The sequence below is a fragment of the Pigmentiphaga sp. YJ18 genome (assembly GCF_038066655.1).
In the GTDB taxonomy this organism is placed as follows: Bacteria; Pseudomonadota; Gammaproteobacteria; order Burkholderiales; family Burkholderiaceae_B; genus Pigmentiphaga.
Map to the genome: position 1 here is coordinate 535,671 of NZ_JBBUKU010000002.1, position 17,386 is coordinate 553,056.

The window sequence follows — 17,386 nt, forward strand, 5'->3', positions numbered from 1 at the left end:
TCAACGTGGGGAGGGTTTTCGTGAGGGCTTGCCGGTGCCTTCGTGCGCGCGGACGAAGTCGATGAAGGCCCGCAGGGGCGACGGCAGGTGCCGGCGGCCGGAATAATAAAGGAAGGGGCCGGTGAACGGGCGCCACCAGGACTTGAGCACGGGCTCCAGCGCGCCGCTGTCCAGGTCGGGCTGCAGCCAGCCCTCGAACAGGTGGATGATGCCCAGGCCGTCTCGCGCAGCCTGGACGGCCAGTTCGACGCCGCTGCCCAGGCTGACCAGCAGCGGCCCGGCGGGCTCCACGCGCAGCACTTCCCCCTTGCGTTCGTACTCCCAGGCGGGCATGGCGCCGCTGGAGAACTGGCCGCGCAGGCAGACGTGGCCGAGCAGGTCGCGCGGATGCGTGGGCCGGCCGCGCGCCGCCAGGTAGGCGGGCGCGGCGGCGGTGGCGAAGCGCTGCCAGCGCGGCCCGATGGGAATCGCGATCATGTCCTGCTCCAGCCGCTCGTCGTAGCGGATGCCGGCGTCGCAGCCCGCGGCCAGCAAGTCGACGAAGCCGTCCTCGACCACGATTTCCAGCTTGATGTCGGGATAGGCTTGCAGGAAGGGGGTGACGAGGGGGGCAAGCACCAGCCGCGCCGCGCTGAGCGGAACGTTCAGGCGCAAGGTCCCGGCGGGCCGGTCGCGGAACCCGTTGACGACGTCGAGCGCGGTTTCCACTTCGCCCAACGCGGGGACCAGCCGTTCGACCAGCCGGGCGCCGGCCTCGGTCGGCGTCACGCTGCGGGTGGTGCGATGGAGCAGCCGGACACCCAGCCGAGCCTCCAGCCGCCGCACCGCTTCGCTCAGGCTCGAGGCCGAGGTGCCGCTGGCGCGGGCGCCTTCGCGAAAGCCCCCGGCGCGAACCACGGCCAGGAAGGCGAACAGGTCTTGGAGCGGTGCTTGCATTGTGCGGAATTCCGTACAGCCTGTGCTGATTACACCAGATTATCGATCGAAGCGGCTGTGTCTATAGTGTGATCCATCCACGCTTTCCGGAGAAATGCCATGACCGATCTGCAAGCAGCGGGCAGTTTTGCCCTGGGGGACCGACCCGTGCGCCGCATGGGCTACGGCGCGATGCAACTGGCGGGACCGGGGGTGTTCGGGCCGCCGCGGGACCGCGCCCGGGCGCTGGCGGTGCTGCGCGCCGCGGTCGAGGCCGGCGTCGACCATATCGATACCAGCGACTTCTACGGCCCCCACGTCACCAACCAGTTGATCCGCGAGGCCCTGCATCCCTACCGGGACCTGACCATCGTGACCAAGGTCGGCGCCGTGCGCGGGCCCGACGCTTCGTGGAATCCGGCGCAAAGCCCCGAACAGCTCACGCAGGCCGTGCACGACAATCTGCGCAATCTGGGCCTGGACGTGCTGGACGTGGTCAACCTGCGCATCATGGGGGACGTGCACGCGCCGTCCGAAGGGTCGATCGAGCAGCCGTTCACCGCGCTGGCGCAATTGCAGCGGCAGGGGCTCATCCGCCACCTGGGCCTGAGCAACGCCACGGCCGCGCAGGTGGCCCAGGCCCGGCGCATCGCCCCGGTCGTGTGCGTGCAGAACCATTACAACCTGGCGCACCGCGCCGACGACGCGCTGATCGATCAACTGGGCGGCCAGGGCATCGCCTACGTGCCGTTCTTCCCGCTGGGCGGTTTCTCGCCGCTGCAATCGGGCATCCTGACCCGCGTGGCGCAGCGGCTGGAGGCGACGCCCATGCAGGTCGCGCTGGCCTGGCTGCTGGCGCGCGCGCCCAACCTGCTGCTGATACCGGGAACGTCTTCGCCGGAGCATCTGCGGGAGAACCTGGCGGCGGCCGCGCTGACGCTGCCCGCCGATGCGATGGCGGACCTGGACGGCATCGCGGCGCAAGCGCGGGCGTAGGCCGCGCGGGCACGGCGGCGAAGATGCGTTATCGTCGCGGGTGGATCCCATTCATGCCCCCGACAAGACCCCGCGTGAGAACCGATAGCCGCCTTTCCCGGATGCTGCACGTGCTGCTGCACATGGCCAGGGACGACCAGCCCGTGACGTCCGCCCAGATCGCCCGGATGCTGGGCACCAATGCCGCCGTGGTGCGCCGGACCATGGCGGGCCTGCGCAAGGCGGGCTACGTGCAGTCCGAGAAAGGCCACCATGGCGGCTGGCGGCTCGATTGCGACCTGGCCGGCGTCACGCTGCTGGACATCCACCGAGCGGTGGGCGGGCCCAGGGTCTTCGCGATCGGCGCGGACCACGCCCATCCCGATTGCGCGGTCGAACGCGTGGTCAACGCCGCGCTGGCCGACGCGCTGGAAGAGGCGCAAGCCTTGCTCGTCCGGCGCCTGGGCGCGGTGACATTGGCCGATCTGGCCCGGGAATTCGACCAGATCTGCCATGCGGCCTCGTGGGGCCTGGCGGACCACCCGCAGTCTTGAACATGCCCCGGTAGGGATGGCCCCGCGCGCCGAAGGGATATCGAGGCCTTGCCGCGAATCTTTATGTATCATTTAAAGGTACATGAATTCGACAGAGCATGGAGAGCGATATGGACCACGACGTGATCATCATCGGCGGAAGCTACGCCGGGCTTTCTGCGGGCATGCAACTGGCCCGCGCCCGGCGCCGCGTGCTCGTGATCGATGCCGGCGAGCGCCGCAACCGGTATGCGCCGCTGTCCCATGGTTTCCTGACGCGCGACGGCGAGGCGGGAGCCGACATCGCCGCCATTGCCCGGGACCAGTTGCTCAGGTACGAGACAGTGGAGTGGCTGGATGCTCGCGTGGACGCGGTGGCCCAGGCAGGCGAGGGCTTCGCGGTGTCGGTGGGCGCGCAGGTGCGCACGGCGCGGCGCCTCGTGCTCGCGACGGGCGTGAAGGACGAATTGCCGGACCTGCCGGGACTTGCGCCGCGCTGGGGCATCCATGTGTTCCATTGTCCGTATTGCCATGGCTACGAGTTGCAGCAGGGCCGCATCGGCGTGCTGGCCTTGTCCGAGATGTCCATGCACCAGGCGATGATGCTGCCTGACTGGGGAGCGACGACGCTGTTCCTGAACGAGGCGTTCGAGCCCGATGCCCAGCAGCTCGCGCTGCTGGCCGGGCGCGGCGTGGCCCTCGTGCGGGGACGGGTGGCGCGGCTGGACGGTGAAGGCGTGGCGGTGATCATGGGCGACGGCGAAGTCCATGCGCTGGATGGACTGTTCATCGCGGCCCGGGTCCGGTCCTCGGGATTGGCCGAGCAACTGGGCTGCGTGATGGAAGAGGGCCCGTGGGGCAGCACGATCAAGACCGATACGACCAAGGCCACCAGCGTGCCGGGTGTGTTCGCGTGCGGCGATACGGGCCGGCCCGCCGGCTCGGTGGCGGCGGCGGTGGGCGATGGCGCGATGGCGGGCGCCGCGGCGCATCGCTCGCTGATGTTCGGGTTGTAGAAGAGCGGCAGGGCCGTCAGGCCCCGGTGTGCGCGGGCCAGGCGGCCACCAGCACCAGCAGGACGGCGGCCAGCGCATAGGGCACGCCTGGACTGGCCTCGTACAGCAGGGTGCCGGCCAGCGGGCCCAGGACGATGCCCAGTCCTTGCGCGGCGCCCACCGATCCGGCGGCCGCGCCTTGTTCATGCGCCGCCACGGCGTTCGAGGCCATCGCGGCGAATGCGGGAAACATCCAGCCCATGCCCGCCGCGGCAACGAAGAAAGCGGCTTCCAGCATGGCCCCGCTGCTGGCCAGCGGCACGGCGCCGAAGCCCGCCGCGCTGACCAGCGCGCCGGCGCGGATCAGGCGCTGCGTGCTCCAGCCCAGGCGGCGCACCGCCAGCTGCGCGACGATGAGCGCCACGCCCACCATGGCCAGCGCCAGGCCGGCGGTGCGCGCGGCGGCCTCGGGCGCCAGGCCCAGTTGGTCGATCGCGAAGAAGCCGACGGTGATCTGCGCCATGGAGACGCAGAACATGCAGACGAAGGCCACCGTCATCGGCCGGCGCAGCCTGGGTTCGACCAGGCGCAGTGCCGTCGTGGCGGTGCCATGGGCGGGGGGCGAATCGGGCAGCGCTTTCCACAGCAGGCCCAGGCCGAGCAGCGGCAGCAGCGCGATCAGGGCCAGCGGCAGCGACAGGCCCAGCGGTGTGAGCGCCGCGACGATGGCCGGTCCCAGCACGAGGCCGATGGCATTGGCCGCGCCCAGCGAGGCCATGGCGGCGGCTCGCCGTTCGGCGGGCAGGTGATCGGCCACCAGCGCCTGGCTGACCGAGGGGATCGCGGCGAAGAACGCGCCCACCGCGCCCCGGGTCAGGACGAGGCCGGCGAAGACCAGTCCGGCGGCGGGAAAGAAATAAAGCGAGGCGATGGCGACGGCGCACATCGCCCAGTAGCTCAGGGCGAAGCCGCCCACGCCCGCAAGCAGCACGCGCCGCCGGCCCAGCCGGTCGCTGGCGGCGCCCCAGGTCCGGGCCAGCAGCATCCACAGCACGCCGCCCACGGTGATGACGGCGCCGGCCTGCCATGCCGCCAGATGCAGCAATCGTGCGACGGGGCCGATGACCGAGACGAAGCCCATCATCGCCATGGTGCAGGTCATGTAGGCCGCCAGCAGGGGGCGGAAGTCGAAGGCCGGGCCGGCTTGCGGGGCCGGCGCGGCGGGGGCGGGTATCGGAGTCATGGCGGCGACGCGTGATGTCAACAGGAGCGCAGCGCCGCGGCGAAGGTATCGGTCAGCCGGCGCACGATGCGCGCGCGCTGCGCGGTGGCGCCGCGCGCGACGGCGTCGTCGGCCAGTCCATGCATGGAGTGGAACATCATGATCGCCATGGCGCGGCTGTCGGCCACTTGCCAGGCTCCGGCCGCGGCACCGGCTTCCAGCAGGGCTTCCAGCTGGACGATGATGGGGTTGTCCTTCATGAGTTCGCGGCTGGCCGGATGGGGATCGTGGAACAGCATGTCATGCAGCATGACCTGGTCCAGCAGTCCATCCAGCATGGCGGAGAACCAGGCGCGCAGCCGGGCGTTCCATCCCTTTTCGCCGGGGGCCGCGCGGCGCCGCACGGCCGTATCCACGCGCAGGCAGAAGCCCTGGATGAAGCGTTCCCTGAGCGCGCCCAGCAGTTCTTCCCGAGAGGAAAAATACAGGTAGAACGTACCCTTGGAGACCTGGGCGCCGGTGGTGATGTCGTCGACGCTGGTCTGGACCACGCCTTTTTGCAGGAAGAGGCGTTCGGCCGCGTCCAGCAGCTCGACGCGCCGGTTCTGCGGCGCGCGCACGCGCGGCCGCTGGCCTGGATCGTGACCTTGCATGACGAGCCTCTTATCCGTTGACGAGCGAATGACGGCTTCCAATTAATGAGAATCGTTTTCGTTAACGGATAATGACCGCCGGTCATTAACTTGTCAAGCCCGGAAGCGATGCCCGGACAGGCGCAGCCGGCGCCAGCCGATGACGAGGCCGGTGGCGCTCAACGCGATGCCGCCCAGGCTGAACAGGATCAGGACCGCGTCCCACAGCGGCCGGCGCTCCAGCAGCGGCAGCCAGTCCCAGCTGTGCAACATGGCGAACAGCCAGCGCGAGGCGCGGCGCGGGCGGTCGGTGCTGTTCAGGATGGAGCCGGTGTACGGGTCGAGGTGCACCCAGGTCGCGGCGGGATCGTCGAACTCGATGCGCCAGACCGGCAGCGGTTTGTCGCCGCCGCCCGTCATGGTGTGCGGAGCCCGGTCGTAGTAGTGGAGGTCGTAGCGGTCGAGCACCCGGATGCGGGCTAGGGGAGCGGGCATGAGTTCCGTCGCCGCGCGGCGCAGTTCGTCCGGGTCCAGGTTGACGGCCTGCGCGGTCCGGGCGTCGAGCAGCGCGGGGCGGCCGGCCGGGCCGTAGGCCAGGACGAGTTCGTGCCCCAGGCGATGGACCCAGCGCAGCTCGCGGACGTTGCCGCCGGCCAGCAGCGCCTGCACGGGAGCGGCACCGGCGGGCATCGCGTCCGTGTCGCCGTACACGGCGGCCACGGAAGGCCCGCCGCGGCCGCTGCTGAACAGGCCCCACGGATTCATGGACATCAAGCCGCTGAATATCCAGGTGAGCGTGGTCAACGCGAATGCCAGTCCCGCCAGATGATGCCAGCGCATCATGCCGGCCCGGTACGGCGAGCGCGAGCCGCTGCGGTAGGGGCGGGCGAAGCGCCAGCGCAGCAGCCCGACGATGGTGCCGGTCAGCGCGACGGCGATGCCGGCGATGGACAGGCCATCGACGATGGCGGCCCAGTGGCGGTCGAAGAAATTGCCGCGGAATGGATAGAGCCAGTGGATCCACGCGCCCCCGTAGTTCCAGGCACGCTCGGTACGCGTCGCATCGCGCACCACTTCGCCGGTGTGGCTGGAGACGTACAGTAGCGTGCCCGCTTCGTCGTCCAGTTGCACCCGGTGCAGCGGCCGGTGCGGGTCCAGGGCACGCGAGTGCGTGTGCGCGTCCTCGTCCACCAGGCCCGCATAGCGCGCCTGGACGGCGCCGCCGGCATAGGCGGCCGCGCTGGCCACGGCATGCTCGGTATCGATCGCGCGCAGCAACGTTCCGGTCGCGGCGTCGATGGCCACGGGCGCGCCGGCCCGCGAGCCATCCGCCAGCGTGGCCAGGTAGACCGGCCGGCCGGCGCTGGCCGCCGACAGCCGCAGGTTTTTCGGTGCCGAGTCGATGCCGGCCGCCGCCAGCGCCTGCGCGGGCCCGAGCAGAGGCGCCGCCGGGTCCAGCGCGGGAAGGTGTTGCAGGCGCTCGGCCGCGGTGAGCTTGGGATAGCCGACGTACATCATGACCACGCCCGAGGCGAACCACATCACGAAGAACGCGCACATCACGATGCCCAGCCACCGATGCAGCAGATAGAGCCAGCGCTTGAGGCGTGTACGCATGGCCGTCTCCTAGAAAGCGATCCGCAGGCTGACGTCGGCGGTGCGCGGTGCGCCCAGGTAAGCCATGGTCGGTGTCATGTTGGCCGCATAGACCTTGTCGGTCAGGTTGCGGATGCGCGCCACGATCGCGGTCCGGCGGTCGATGCGGTAGCTCACCCCCAGGTCCACCAGCAGGTAGGCGGGCCAGGACACGGTGTTGGCCGCGTCGGCGTACACGCGGCCCACGCGGCGCAGTCCTAGGCTGGCCTGCAGCGCGGGCGTGACGGCATAGGACACCCACAGGTTGGCGACCGTGGCCGGCGTGTTGGTCGGGCGTTTGCCCGCCAGCGACACGCCGCCCTGGGTGTAGTCGTCGTAGCGCGCGTCCACGTACGCGATGTTGCCCTGGATGGACCAGCGCCGGTCGGGCTGCAGGCCCACGGCCAGTTCCAGCCCCCGGGACGACTGCTCGCCCACGAGCACGGTCAGGCTGCTGTCGTTCGGATCCTGGCTGGCGATGTTCCGGCGCGAGATGCGATAGGCGGCCAGCGTGGCCGTTCCCTTGCCTTCCCAGAAATCCAGCTTGCCGCCCACCTCGGCCTGGCGGCCCGAGGTCAGTTCGCTGTTGTTGCGCACGTCCGCGAACGAGGCGGTGGACAGCACGCCCGACGGTGGATCCGCGGCGGTGGCGTACTGCGCGTAAAGCGCGGCATCCTGGGTGACGTCCCAGACCAGGCCGATGCGCCCGGTGGTCGGGTGGTAGCCGCGGCGGAACGCGGCGGGGTTGGCGGCATTGATCTCGCGCCGGTTGGTCAGGTCGAGCTGGATGCGCTCGTGGCGCAGCGCGGTGACCAGGTGCAGGTCCGGCCGCAGCGCGGTACGGTTCTCTGCATAGACCGCCAGGGTGCGTACCTTGTTGTCGCGGTCGGGCCGGAAACCCGGCGACATGCCGGGAATGTCGAAGAAGCGCTCGGTGCCGTAATCGTAGGGATTGACCGTGCCGATCGTGCTGGACAGGCTGTTCGGAAAGCGGGTCTGGCGGTTCACGCTGGCATCGACGCCGAAGGCCCAGTCGCTTTTCCTGCCGGCGATCTCGCCGTGGTAGATGCCGTCGATGCGGTTGCCCACCAGGTGCTGGTCGTGCCGTTGCAGCAGCGCGCTCGACCGTATGACCTGGGTGTTGTCGGCGTTGAAGCGATAGTTCTCGACGTTGCGGTAGTCGCGCAGGGCGTCGTAGACGTAGAAGGTGTTCCGCCATTGCAGCTTGTCGCTGACCCGCCACTCGGCGATGGAACGCAGCCACTGCACGCGCTGGATGTACACGCCGTCGGCGCTGTTGTAGTTCTTGAAGCGGGTGCCTTCGTCGATGCTCGCGGTGCCGGCGATCGGGTTCAGCAGCGGCGTGCCCCAGTAGGGGCGGTCGACATGCTCGTGCTGGTACTCGTAGGCCAGGGTGTGGGTGAAGCCGTTGCCGAAGTCGGACAGCACCGAGGCCGCGAGCTGCGTGGCGCGCGTGCCGGTGCCGTCGACCCAGCTGTCGGCGTCGCGATGGTTGATATCCAGGCGCAGGTAGTGGCCGGGGCCGCCGGCCTCGCCCGCGATGCGCCGGTTCAGTCCGACCGAGGCTTCCTTGAGTCCGTTGCTGCCCAGCCGCAACTGGCCTTCCGAGATGTCCTCGCGCCGGGCCAGCTTGGTCACATAGTTGATCGATCCACCCACCGCGCCGGCGCCGAACAGGAAGCTGGACGGGCCGCCGATGGCTTCGACGCGCTCGTAGATCCAGCTGTCCACGGGACGGGCGGCGATCGAGTACTGGACGTTGATGCCGTTGAACAACTGGCTGATGGAGCCGGTGCCGAAGCCGCGATAGCTCACGCCCACGTTGCCGGGCGCATCGTGGGCGGTCACACCGGGGATGGCGCGCAGGATCTCCTGCGTGTTCTGCGCGCCCCGCGCATCGATCGTGGCGCGATCGACCACGGTGACCGAGGCGGGGGTCTCGCGGGCGGTCAGGCCGAGATTGCTGGCGGCCGCGGCGGGCGTGTCGAGGTTGAGCTTGCCGTTGGGCCGGTCGGCGCTGCTGCTGACTTCGATGGCGGGCAGGGCCTGTTCAGGGGCGGCCTGGGCATGAGCGGGCGCCACAAGCGACTGGCAGGTGGCGAGCAGGCCGGCGCACAGGGGGCCGGACAGGGATGGGCGCGGCGCGGCGCGATGCGCGCGCCGGCGCATCGGAGAAACGGTGGGGAACACGAACGACTCCTGGTCGGCCGCGCGCGCGGCGCGGCTGGGCGAAGCGGCGCTGCCACGCGGGCAGGCCGGGCGGGGTCAGGAAACGGACGTGGAAGGCGGGGCGCGGGAGGGCGGCGGGCGCGAGATGGGCGCCGTGCCCAGAAGCGGAGCGGGAGGAAGCGCTGGCGCCTCGGCCGAGACGACGAGGCCCACCAGGACGAGACCGCCACGGGGGGAGGGCAGTGCGACGGCGGCATGGAGCCGGCAATACGGGCAGTCGGCAGGCGTCGTGGCCGAGTCGTCCTGCGATGGCTGGGAGCCGTCGTCCGACAGCTTGATCAGTTTCGGACCGTAGACGCTGCAAAGCTCGACCCAGGCATCGTTGGGCCGGGCCAGCGTATTGGCGATGGCCGGCGCCAGCATCCCCCAGAGCAGCGCGAGCAGGACCAGCATCGCGATGCCGCGATGGCGGTCCTGGCTGGTGGATCGGAGGAAGGGCCGATGCATGCTCGAGTCGCGGGACGATCAGGCCCGGGGGCCTGGGAGACGCGGCAGTATGGGCAGGAAATCCGGTGGCGTCAATTTGGGCCTGCAGCCGGGCCCTTGGGCGGTCCCGCCCCGGTCTGCTATCTCGCTCGGATACCTTCTGTTACGATCGCCGTCGATTTTTCAAGGATGCCCCATGGCTTCGTATTTCATCGAACCGCGTGTCGCTCGGCTGGCGGCGCTGGCCGCCGCGGTGCTGCTGCTTGCCGGCTGCGGCGGCGACGGGGCCATCGCGCCCGAGACCGCCTGTGCCGGGCGCGTCAACGACACCGAAGACAAACTCTTGGCGTGCATGACGCTCGACGGCGTCATGAGCCATCTGCGGGAGTTCGACCGCATCGCCAGGGCGAACGGGGGCCATCGGGCTTCGGGATCGCCGGGCTACGAGGCCTCGGGCGCCTACGCGGAGCGCGTGCTGCGTGACGCCGGCTATGCCGTGACCCGCTCGTCATTCGACTTCGTCAGGTACGAGAACCTGGGGGCGAGCGTGCTGCGCCAGGTCGGACCCGGGGCCGCGGTGGATTTCGCGCATCGGGTCATGGACTATTCCGGTTCGGGCGATGTCTCGGCGGCGGTGGGCGTCGTCGGTGGCAGGGGGTGCCGCGCCGACGACTTCGCCGGATTCCCGCCGGCCAGCATCGCCCTGATCGAACGCGGGGATTGCAGCTTCGACCAGAAGATCGGGCTTGCCGAAAAGGCGGGTGCCGTGGGGGCCGTGGTCTACAACAACGCGGAAGGCATGGTCCATGGCGCGTTGAGCCCGCGGGCTGGCGTCGATATCCCGGTACTGGAGGCAACCCAGACCCTGGGCCGGCAACTGGCGGCGACGCCCGGCCTGGTGCTGCGGGTGGCGGCCTCGACTCGGCGCGATCCCGCGACCACCTTCAACCTGGTCGCCGAGGGCCGCAGTGGCGACGAGAACCACGTGGTCATGGTGGGCGGGCACCTGGATTCGGTGCAGGCCGGCCCGGGCATCAACGACAATGGCAGCGGATCGGCGGCCGTGCTCGAGACCGCGGTGCAACTGGCGCGCACGACGACGCGGTACAGGCTGCGCTTTGCCCTGTGGGGCGCCGAGGAAGAAGGCGTGCTGGGCTCGGCCGACTACGTCGGCGGGCTGGCGCCCGAGGCCCTGGCCAAGATCGCGATGTATCTGAACTTCGACATGATCGGATCACCCAACCCGGGTTATTTCATCTACGACGGCGACAACTCCGATGGCCGCAGCCAGGGGCCGGGGCCGGCCGGCTCCGAGGTGATCGAGCAGACCTTCGAGCGTTTCTACGCCGCCCGGAACACGCCGTTCAAGGGAACGCCGTTCGACGGCCGTTCGGACTACGGCCCGTTCATCGAACTGGGCATTCCCGCGGGCGGCATTTCCTCGGGCGTGGACGAGATCAAGACCGAGGCGGATGTCGCGCTATGGGGCGGCAAGGCCGGCATCACGTTCGATCCCTGCTACCACGCCGCCTGCGACGACCTGGCGAACCTGGATCCGGCCGCGCTGGAGTTCAACAGCAAGGCTGTGGCGGCGGCAACGCTGCACCATGCCAACGACCTGCGGGGCATCCTGCGCACGGATCCGCAGGGGGGCGCGGCGCGTACGGTACGCAAGGGCTACACGCCGCCGGCCGACATGCGGCCGCGGCACTTGCCCGCGCTGCGCTAGCCGGCCTCAGCCTTCGGCGGGCGGCCGGGCTCCCCAGAGTATGGCCACGCCGATCAGCGAGGACAGGATGGAGCCGATGAAGACCGCGACCTTGGCCGCGGCGAAATCGGTTTCCACCGGGAAGGCCTGGCCGGAAATGAACAGCGACATGGTGAAGCCTATGCCGGCCAGCGCACCGGCGCCCACCAGTTGCCGCCACGAGTAGTCGGCGGGCTTGCGCGCGATGCCCAGCCGGACGGCGATGACCGAAGCCAGAACCAGCCCCAGCGGCTTGCCCAGGACCAGTCCGGCGATGATGGCCAGCGACAGCTGGCCGTGGCTGGACAGCACGTCGGGCGCCAGCGCCACGCCGGCGTTGGCCAGCGCGAACAGCGGCAGCACGACGTAGCTGGAACGCGCGCCCGTGGTGCGCAGCAGCCGGTCGGCGGGCGATTCCAGCCGGTCGTGGATGGCGTCGAACGCCGCCAGCGCGGGCAGCGATGGCCCCTGCCGCAGGACTTCGCCGCTGCGGCGCGCTTCGGCCGTCAGGATGGCGTCGGCCTGCGCCACCAGCGTGGGCAGGTTGGGAGGCGGCCGCGTGGGGATGAACATCGCCAGCAGCACGCCGGCCATGGTCGCGTGCAGTCCACTCGCGTGGACACAGGCCCACAGCAGGATGCCGGTCAGCGCATAGGGCGCGACGCGATAGATGTGTGCCTTGTTGAGCAGCGCCAGCACGCCCACCAGCGCCGCGGCGGCGGCCAGGTAGCCCAGGTTCAGCGAGCCGGAATAGAACAGCGCGACGACCACGATGGAGCCGATGTCGTCGACGATGGCCGCGGCGGTCAGGAACACCCGCAGCGCGGTGGGGACGCGGCTGCCCATCATCGCGATCAGCGCGATGGCGAAGGCGGTGTCGGTGGCCATGGGCACGCCCCAGCCGTGCGACCACGGGCCGGCGGGAACGACCAGGCTGTAGACCAGCGCGGGCACGAGCATGCCGCCCAGGGCCGCCGCGACCGGCAGCGCGGCCGAGCGCAGGTTGGCCAGGTGGCCCACGGTGAACTCGCGCTTGATCTCCAGCCCCACGACCAGGAAGAAGATCGTCAGCAGGCCGTCGTTGATCCAGTGCAGCAGCGACATGCCGAAGCCGGCCTGCCCCAGCGAGATCGCCAGGGGCGTTTCCCACAGCGCGGCGAAGGCCTCGCCCAGCCCGGAGTTCGTCAGCAGGACCGCTAGCGCGGCGGCCAGCAGGAGCAGCACGCCGGCCGAGGGCGCCCAGCCCGCGAAGTCCTGCGCCACGCTGCGCAGGCGATGGCCCGGTGTGCGCAGCATGGCGTCGGTGAACGAACTTTCGTCCCAGGGGCCGTCGTAGCGGCGCCCGTTGATGAAGAAGGTGGGCGTGACCATGACCCGGCTGGCCCGGGCGCCGGCGACATCGGCATCGACCCGGGCGCGGGCCGGATCGTCGTCGCCCGCCTGCCGCGCGCCGGCGGGCGGTACACCGAGTTCGCTCGCCACCAGGGACAGGTCTTCCTCGGACAGCGTGCGCGAATGCGTCATCAGCGTGACGTGGGCGTCCCAGAACTGACGGGAGTCGCGCGCGTGCTCGGCCAGCTCCGCCGCGCGGCGCGCGATGTCGCTGCCCGGCAACGGATAGTGGCGGAATACATAGCGCAGCCGGTCGCCCAGCTGATGCCGGATTTCCGCGATGCGTTCGTTGGCGGCGCGGCAGTACGGGCAGGCGTAGCTGCCATATTCGACCAGGGTGATGGGAGCATCGGCGGGGCCGAGGACGTGGTCCCGGTTGTCATCCACCGGTTGTTCCAGCCTGGCGGTCAAGCTTTCTTGCGACACGTGAATCCCTTGTGTGTTGTCGGGGGCACCCGGCCCGTTCAATGAGCCAGCGGCGGCGCGGGCTGGCGGGCGCGCCGCTGCTTGAGCCGCCGTGTCTCCCACAAGCCCACGGCCGTCAGGACCGCGGTCGTCAGCCAGCCCATGACGAGCAGCGTGGCGGCATAGCCCATGGGCACCAGCACGAGCAGCGCCACCGCGCCGGCCAGGTGCGAACCCGGGACCGCGCCGTAGACGACCTTCTTGTAGATGGCGCTGCCCAGCAGGTAGATGGCCGGGCCGGCCACCAGCACGACGACCTGCGCCGTGCCGAGCGCCTCGTGGGGGTGGGCCATGACGAGATCGTTGCCGACGGCGGTGACGATGATGCCGGCCACCAGGATGGCGTGGATATAGTGGAAGTAGGCGCCGATGCGTCCGGGATCGGCCGAGCGTGTGATGGCTTCGGTGGCATCCTTGCTGGACGTGCCGAAATACAGCCACCACATCGCCAGGGTGCCGAGGAAGGTGGCCAGCACGCCGGAGACGATGGCGGTGTTCCAGGACTGGGTGTCCGCCAGCATGACGCCGGTGGCGAGCAGCGTCTCGCCCAGCGCCACGATCACGAACAACTGGCAGCGTTCGGCCAGGTGGCCGCCCTCGATGGTCCAGTCGCGGGTATGGGAGCGGCCCATGCCGGGCAGGGCGAAGCCGAACATGGGCGAGCCGTATTCGCACAGCACCGCCACCAGCCACAGCAGCGCGCGCAGCTCATGCCCTTCGGCCATCGCCCCGGCGATCCAGAAGACCGCCGCGATAGCCAGCCATCCCAGCATGCGGCGGTAGTTGGCCGCCAGCGGATGGCTGGCGGGCAACTGGCAGACGATGTAGGCGGTCCGGCCTACCTGCATCGCGGCATAGGACCCGGCGAACAGCAGCGCCCGGTCGCCGAAGGCCTCGGGCAGGCTGGCCGCCATGCACAGCGCGAGCAGCATGGTGGCGAAGAGCAGGCCCCGGATGCGCGGGGTTTCCGGGTCGAACCAGTTCGTTACCCAGCAGGTGTATTGCCACCCCAGCCACACCGCCAGCCAGAGGATCAGCGACTCGATCACGCCGGTAAGCGTCAGGTGATGCAGGAGCTGGTGGCTGATCTGGGTGACGGCGAAGACGTAGATCAGGTCGAAGAACAGTTCTTCGAAGGTGACGCGGGCGTGATGCCCGTCGCGGTGCCGCAGCGGGGGATGGCGGTGGGTGTCGGATGGCATGATGGACGCGGCCTGGCCGGCCGGGGATCGAATACGCGGCTTAAGATAGCCGGAAATTCCCGCGCCGCCTACTGTTCTTGTCGGGGTCGCAGGATGGACCCCCAGGGCGTATGCTGGTCGACATGTTCCATGGGTATCCGCGCCCGGAGAAAATCATGCCCGATACGTCCAGCCTGCTCGCCTTTGGCCTGGTGGCGCTGGGAATGGCGCTGACGCCAGGCCCCAACATGATCTACCTCGTCTCGCGCTCGATCTCGCAGGGGCCGCGCGCCGGGCTCGTCTCGCTGGGCGGCGTGGCGCTGGGCTTCGTGTTCTACATGCTGTGCGCGGCATTGGGCATCACCGCGCTGGTCATGGCGGTCCCCTATGCCTACGATGCGCTGCGCGCGGGCGGCGCGATCTATCTGCTCTATCTGGCATGGCAGGCGGTCAGGCCGGGCGGGCGTTCGCCGTTCCAGGTGCGCGAATTGCCACGCGACGGCCCGGGCAAGCTGTTCGCGATGGGCTTCCTGACCAACCTGCTGAACCCCAAGATCGCGGTGATGTACCTGTCGCTGCTGCCGCAGTTCATCCGGCCCGAGCAGGGCAGCGTGCTGATGCAGTCGTTCATGCTGGGCGCGACGCAGATCGCGATCAGCATGAGCGTCAACGCTACGGTGGCCATCATGGCCGGCTCGATCGCGGCCTTCCTGGCGCGCCGCCCGCTGTGGCTGGTCGCGCAGCGGTGGCTGATGGGCACGGTGCTGGCGGGGCTGGCCGTGCGCATGGCCACCGAGGCGCGCCGCTAGCGGGGCAGCCCCGCCGGCGGTTACCTGCCGGGCGGCATCGGCGCGTCGGCGGGGTTCTCCACCAGCGCATCCGGTTCGGCCAGCCAGTCCTCGTCGTCGGCGCGGCGCAGCGCGTTGCCGTCCAGCAACAGGCCCTTGGTCAATTCCAGGGCCTGCTTCTCGAACAGCCGCCGATAGACGCCATTCCTGATCCGGATCAGCGCCTCGTGCGTGCCTTCCTCGATGACGCGGCCCTTGTCCATTACCAGCAGCCGGTCGAGCGCGCGCACGGTGGACAGCCGGTGCGCGACCACCAGCGTGGTGCGGCCTTCCATCAGGCGCTCCATGGCTTGCTGGATCAGGACCTCGCTTTCGCTGTCCAGGCTGGAGGTCGCCTCGTCCAGGATCAGGATGGGCGCATCGGCGAGGAAGGCGCGAGCCAGCGCCACGCGCTGGCGCTCGCCCCCCGACAGCTTGACGCCGCGCTCGCCCACCAGGGTCTCGTAGCCGTGGGGCAGGGCCATGATGAAGTCATGGGCGCTGGCCAGGCGCGCCGCACGCTCGACCTGCGCCCGCGTGGCGTCCGGCCGGGCATAGGCGATGTTCTCGGCCAGCGAGCGGTGGAACAGGATGGGTTCCTGCTGGACGATGGCGATCTGCTGGCGCAGCGAGGCCTGGCGGACGCAGGAGATGTCCTGTCCGTCGATGGTGATGCGGCCGCCGCTGACGTCGTACAGGCGCTGGATCAGCTTGATGAACGTGGTCTTGCCCGAACCGGAGTGGCCGACCAGCCCGACCCGTTCGCCCGGCGCGATGCGTATCGAGAAATCGCGGTAGAGCGGCGTGTCGTGGGTGCCGTAGCGGAAGTCCACGTGCTCGAAGCGGATCTCGCCGGGGCCGATGGCGATGGCCGGAGCGCCCGGACGGTCCTCGATGCCCAGCGGCTGGCGTTCCAGCGCGACCAGTTCCTCCATGTCGTTGATGGAGCGTTGCAGGTTGCGGATGTCCATGCCCACGTCGCGCAGGTAGCCCTGGAGCATGAAGAAGGTCGTCAGCGCGAAGGTGATGTCGCCCACGCTGGCCTGCCCGCGCGACCACAGCAGCAGCGCGGTGCCCAGGATGGCGGCCTGCATCAGCACGAGCATGGTGCCCTGGACGCCGCCGTTGATCGTGCCGCGCACCCAGGTGCGCCGGGTACGCAGGCGCCACTTGCCGATCACGCGCGCCAGGCGCGTTTCCTCGCGGTCCTCGGCGCCGAAGGCCTTGACCACCGCGTTGCAGGTGATGGCGTCGGCCAGGGCGCCGCCCATGCGGGTATCCCAGGCGTTGGCCAGGCGCGCGGCGGGCGCGACGAAGCCCAGCGACAGCATGACGGTCAGCATCACGTACAGCAGGGATCCCACGCCGATGACGGCACCCATGAGCGGCCAGGTCGCGCCCAGCAGGATGGTCGCGCCGGCCAGCATGACCAGCGACGGCAGCAGGGCCACCAGCAGCGTGTCGTTCAGCAGGTCGAGCGCCCACATGCCCCGCGTGACTTTGCGCACGGTCGAGCCGGCGAAGCTGTTGGCATGCCAGTCGGTCGAGAAGCGCTGCACGCGATGAAAGGCGTTGGCGGCGATCTTGCTCATCATCTTGAGCGTGAGGAAAGTCAGGCTCAGGAACACGACCTGGCGCAGCGCCGTGGCGCCCACGCCCAGCGCGGCCAGTATCCAGAAGGCGGCGATGGCGGCTTGCCACGCGGCCGGGTCGCTGGCCGCGCCCGACGCCACGGCATCGACCAGGCGGCCCGCGTACAACGGAGTCGCCACGCTGGCCAGCGTCGAGAGCAGGATGGCGACGATGATGGTCAGGATGCGCCAGGGCTGTTCGGCCCAGTGGCGGAAAGTAAAGCCAAGGACGTCCTTGTAGGACTGTCCACGGAAGTCGAGTTTCTTCGATGCCATTTGCGACAGCCCCGGCTCGCGGTGGAGCGGGGTCTCCAAAGTCGGGAGAGAACAGACGGGCCATCGCGCGCTTGTGGCGTGCGTGGGGCAAAAACCGTCCGGGAGTATGTGCGGGCAGGAAAACCGCCCGCGGCGGGGCAACCTAGAGGTGCCGGGGAGCCGGTCCGGAGACGACGATGCGCGTGTTGATCATTTTGCGTCTCCTTGGATGGGGGGTAGATGTGAAGGCAAAAAGCCGAAAATGAAGTCTATCAGCCCGCGCCGGGCGAGGCAACGGCGGCGAA

At 69.8% G+C, this 17,386-nt stretch carries 14 protein-coding genes; 5 read left to right on the forward strand and 9 right to left on the reverse strand.

Features of this window, described 5'->3' with window-relative positions:
• Nucleotides 1–936: a LysR family transcriptional regulator gene (locus WKR98_RS16305; RefSeq protein WP_124689641.1), complete on the reverse strand. Its 936-nt coding sequence runs from the start codon at nucleotides 934–936 to the stop codon at nucleotides 1–3.
• 99 nt (nucleotides 937–1,035) lie between these two features.
• Here WKR98_RS16305 and WKR98_RS16310 point away from each other — a divergent pair, with 99 nt between their 5' ends.
• From WKR98_RS16310 to WKR98_RS16320, 3 genes are all read left to right on the forward strand, one after another.
• Nucleotides 1,036–1,911, forward strand: coding sequence for an aldo/keto reductase family oxidoreductase (locus WKR98_RS16310; protein WP_124689640.1), 876 nt, complete (start codon nucleotides 1,036–1,038; stop codon nucleotides 1,909–1,911).
• Between the two features lie 53 nt (nucleotides 1,912–1,964).
• Entirely contained in the window at nucleotides 1,965–2,444 is a 480-nt protein-coding gene (locus WKR98_RS16315) for an Rrf2 family transcriptional regulator (protein WP_445936105.1), read from the forward strand.
• Nucleotides 2,445–2,554: 110 nt separating this feature from the next.
• Complete coding sequence (locus tag WKR98_RS16320) at nucleotides 2,555–3,439, forward strand: NAD(P)/FAD-dependent oxidoreductase (RefSeq protein WP_341434126.1); 885 nt, start codon at nucleotides 2,555–2,557, stop codon at nucleotides 3,437–3,439.
• A 16-nt stretch (nucleotides 3,440–3,455) separates the two neighbouring features.
• Here WKR98_RS16320 and WKR98_RS16325 read toward each other — a convergent pair whose 3' ends face one another.
• The 5 genes from WKR98_RS16325 to WKR98_RS16345 form a co-directional block, all read right to left on the reverse strand.
• Nucleotides 3,456–4,661 carry an MFS transporter gene (locus WKR98_RS16325; protein WP_341434127.1) on the reverse strand — a complete coding sequence of 402 codons (1,206 nt, stop codon included), beginning with the start codon at nucleotides 4,659–4,661 and terminating at the stop codon, nucleotides 3,456–3,458.
• Nucleotides 4,662–4,678: 17 nt separating this feature from the next.
• Nucleotides 4,679–5,293 (reverse strand): TetR/AcrR family transcriptional regulator, encoded by a 615-nt coding sequence (locus tag WKR98_RS16330; RefSeq protein WP_341434128.1) that lies wholly within the window; start codon nucleotides 5,291–5,293, stop codon nucleotides 4,679–4,681.
• Nucleotides 5,294–5,386: 93 nt separating this feature from the next.
• Entirely contained in the window at nucleotides 5,387–6,889 is a 1,503-nt protein-coding gene (locus WKR98_RS16335; protein ID WP_341434129.1) for a PepSY domain-containing protein, read from the reverse strand.
• 9 nt (nucleotides 6,890–6,898) lie between these two features.
• On the reverse strand, nucleotides 6,899–9,097 hold the full coding sequence (locus WKR98_RS16340; RefSeq protein ID WP_445936120.1) for a TonB-dependent receptor: 2,199 nt from the start codon (nucleotides 9,095–9,097) through the stop codon (nucleotides 6,899–6,901).
• 96 nt (nucleotides 9,098–9,193) lie between these two features.
• On the reverse strand, nucleotides 9,194–9,604 hold the full coding sequence (locus WKR98_RS16345) for a DUF2946 family protein (RefSeq protein WP_124689634.1): 411 nt from the start codon (nucleotides 9,602–9,604) through the stop codon (nucleotides 9,194–9,196).
• Between the two features lie 175 nt (nucleotides 9,605–9,779).
• Here WKR98_RS16345 and WKR98_RS16350 point away from each other — a divergent pair, with 175 nt between their 5' ends.
• Nucleotides 9,780–11,312, forward strand: a complete 1,533-nt coding sequence (locus WKR98_RS16350) for a M28 family peptidase (RefSeq protein ID WP_341434131.1) — start codon at nucleotides 9,780–9,782, stop codon at nucleotides 11,310–11,312.
• A gap of 6 nt (nucleotides 11,313–11,318) precedes the next feature.
• Here WKR98_RS16350 and nhaA read toward each other — a convergent pair whose 3' ends face one another.
• Nucleotides 11,319–13,148, reverse strand: a complete 1,830-nt coding sequence (gene nhaA, locus WKR98_RS16355; protein ID WP_341434132.1) for a Na+/H+ antiporter NhaA — start codon at nucleotides 13,146–13,148, stop codon at nucleotides 11,319–11,321.
• Between the two features lie 38 nt (nucleotides 13,149–13,186).
• On the reverse strand, nucleotides 13,187–14,389 hold the full coding sequence (locus tag WKR98_RS16360) for a low temperature requirement protein A (protein ID WP_124689631.1): 1,203 nt from the start codon (nucleotides 14,387–14,389) through the stop codon (nucleotides 13,187–13,189).
• A 155-nt stretch (nucleotides 14,390–14,544) separates the two neighbouring features.
• On the opposite strand from WKR98_RS16360, the gene WKR98_RS16365 reads away from it, so the two are divergent.
• Nucleotides 14,545–15,177: a LysE family translocator gene (locus WKR98_RS16365; protein WP_124689630.1), complete on the forward strand. Its 633-nt coding sequence runs from the start codon at nucleotides 14,545–14,547 to the stop codon at nucleotides 15,175–15,177.
• Between the two features lie 20 nt (nucleotides 15,178–15,197).
• On the opposite strand, the gene WKR98_RS16370 is transcribed toward WKR98_RS16365, so the two are convergent.
• Nucleotides 15,198–17,102: an ABC transporter ATP-binding protein gene (locus WKR98_RS16370; protein ID WP_341434133.1), complete on the reverse strand. Its 1,905-nt coding sequence runs from the start codon at nucleotides 17,100–17,102 to the stop codon at nucleotides 15,198–15,200.
• Nucleotides 17,103–17,386 lie beyond the last annotated feature (284 nt).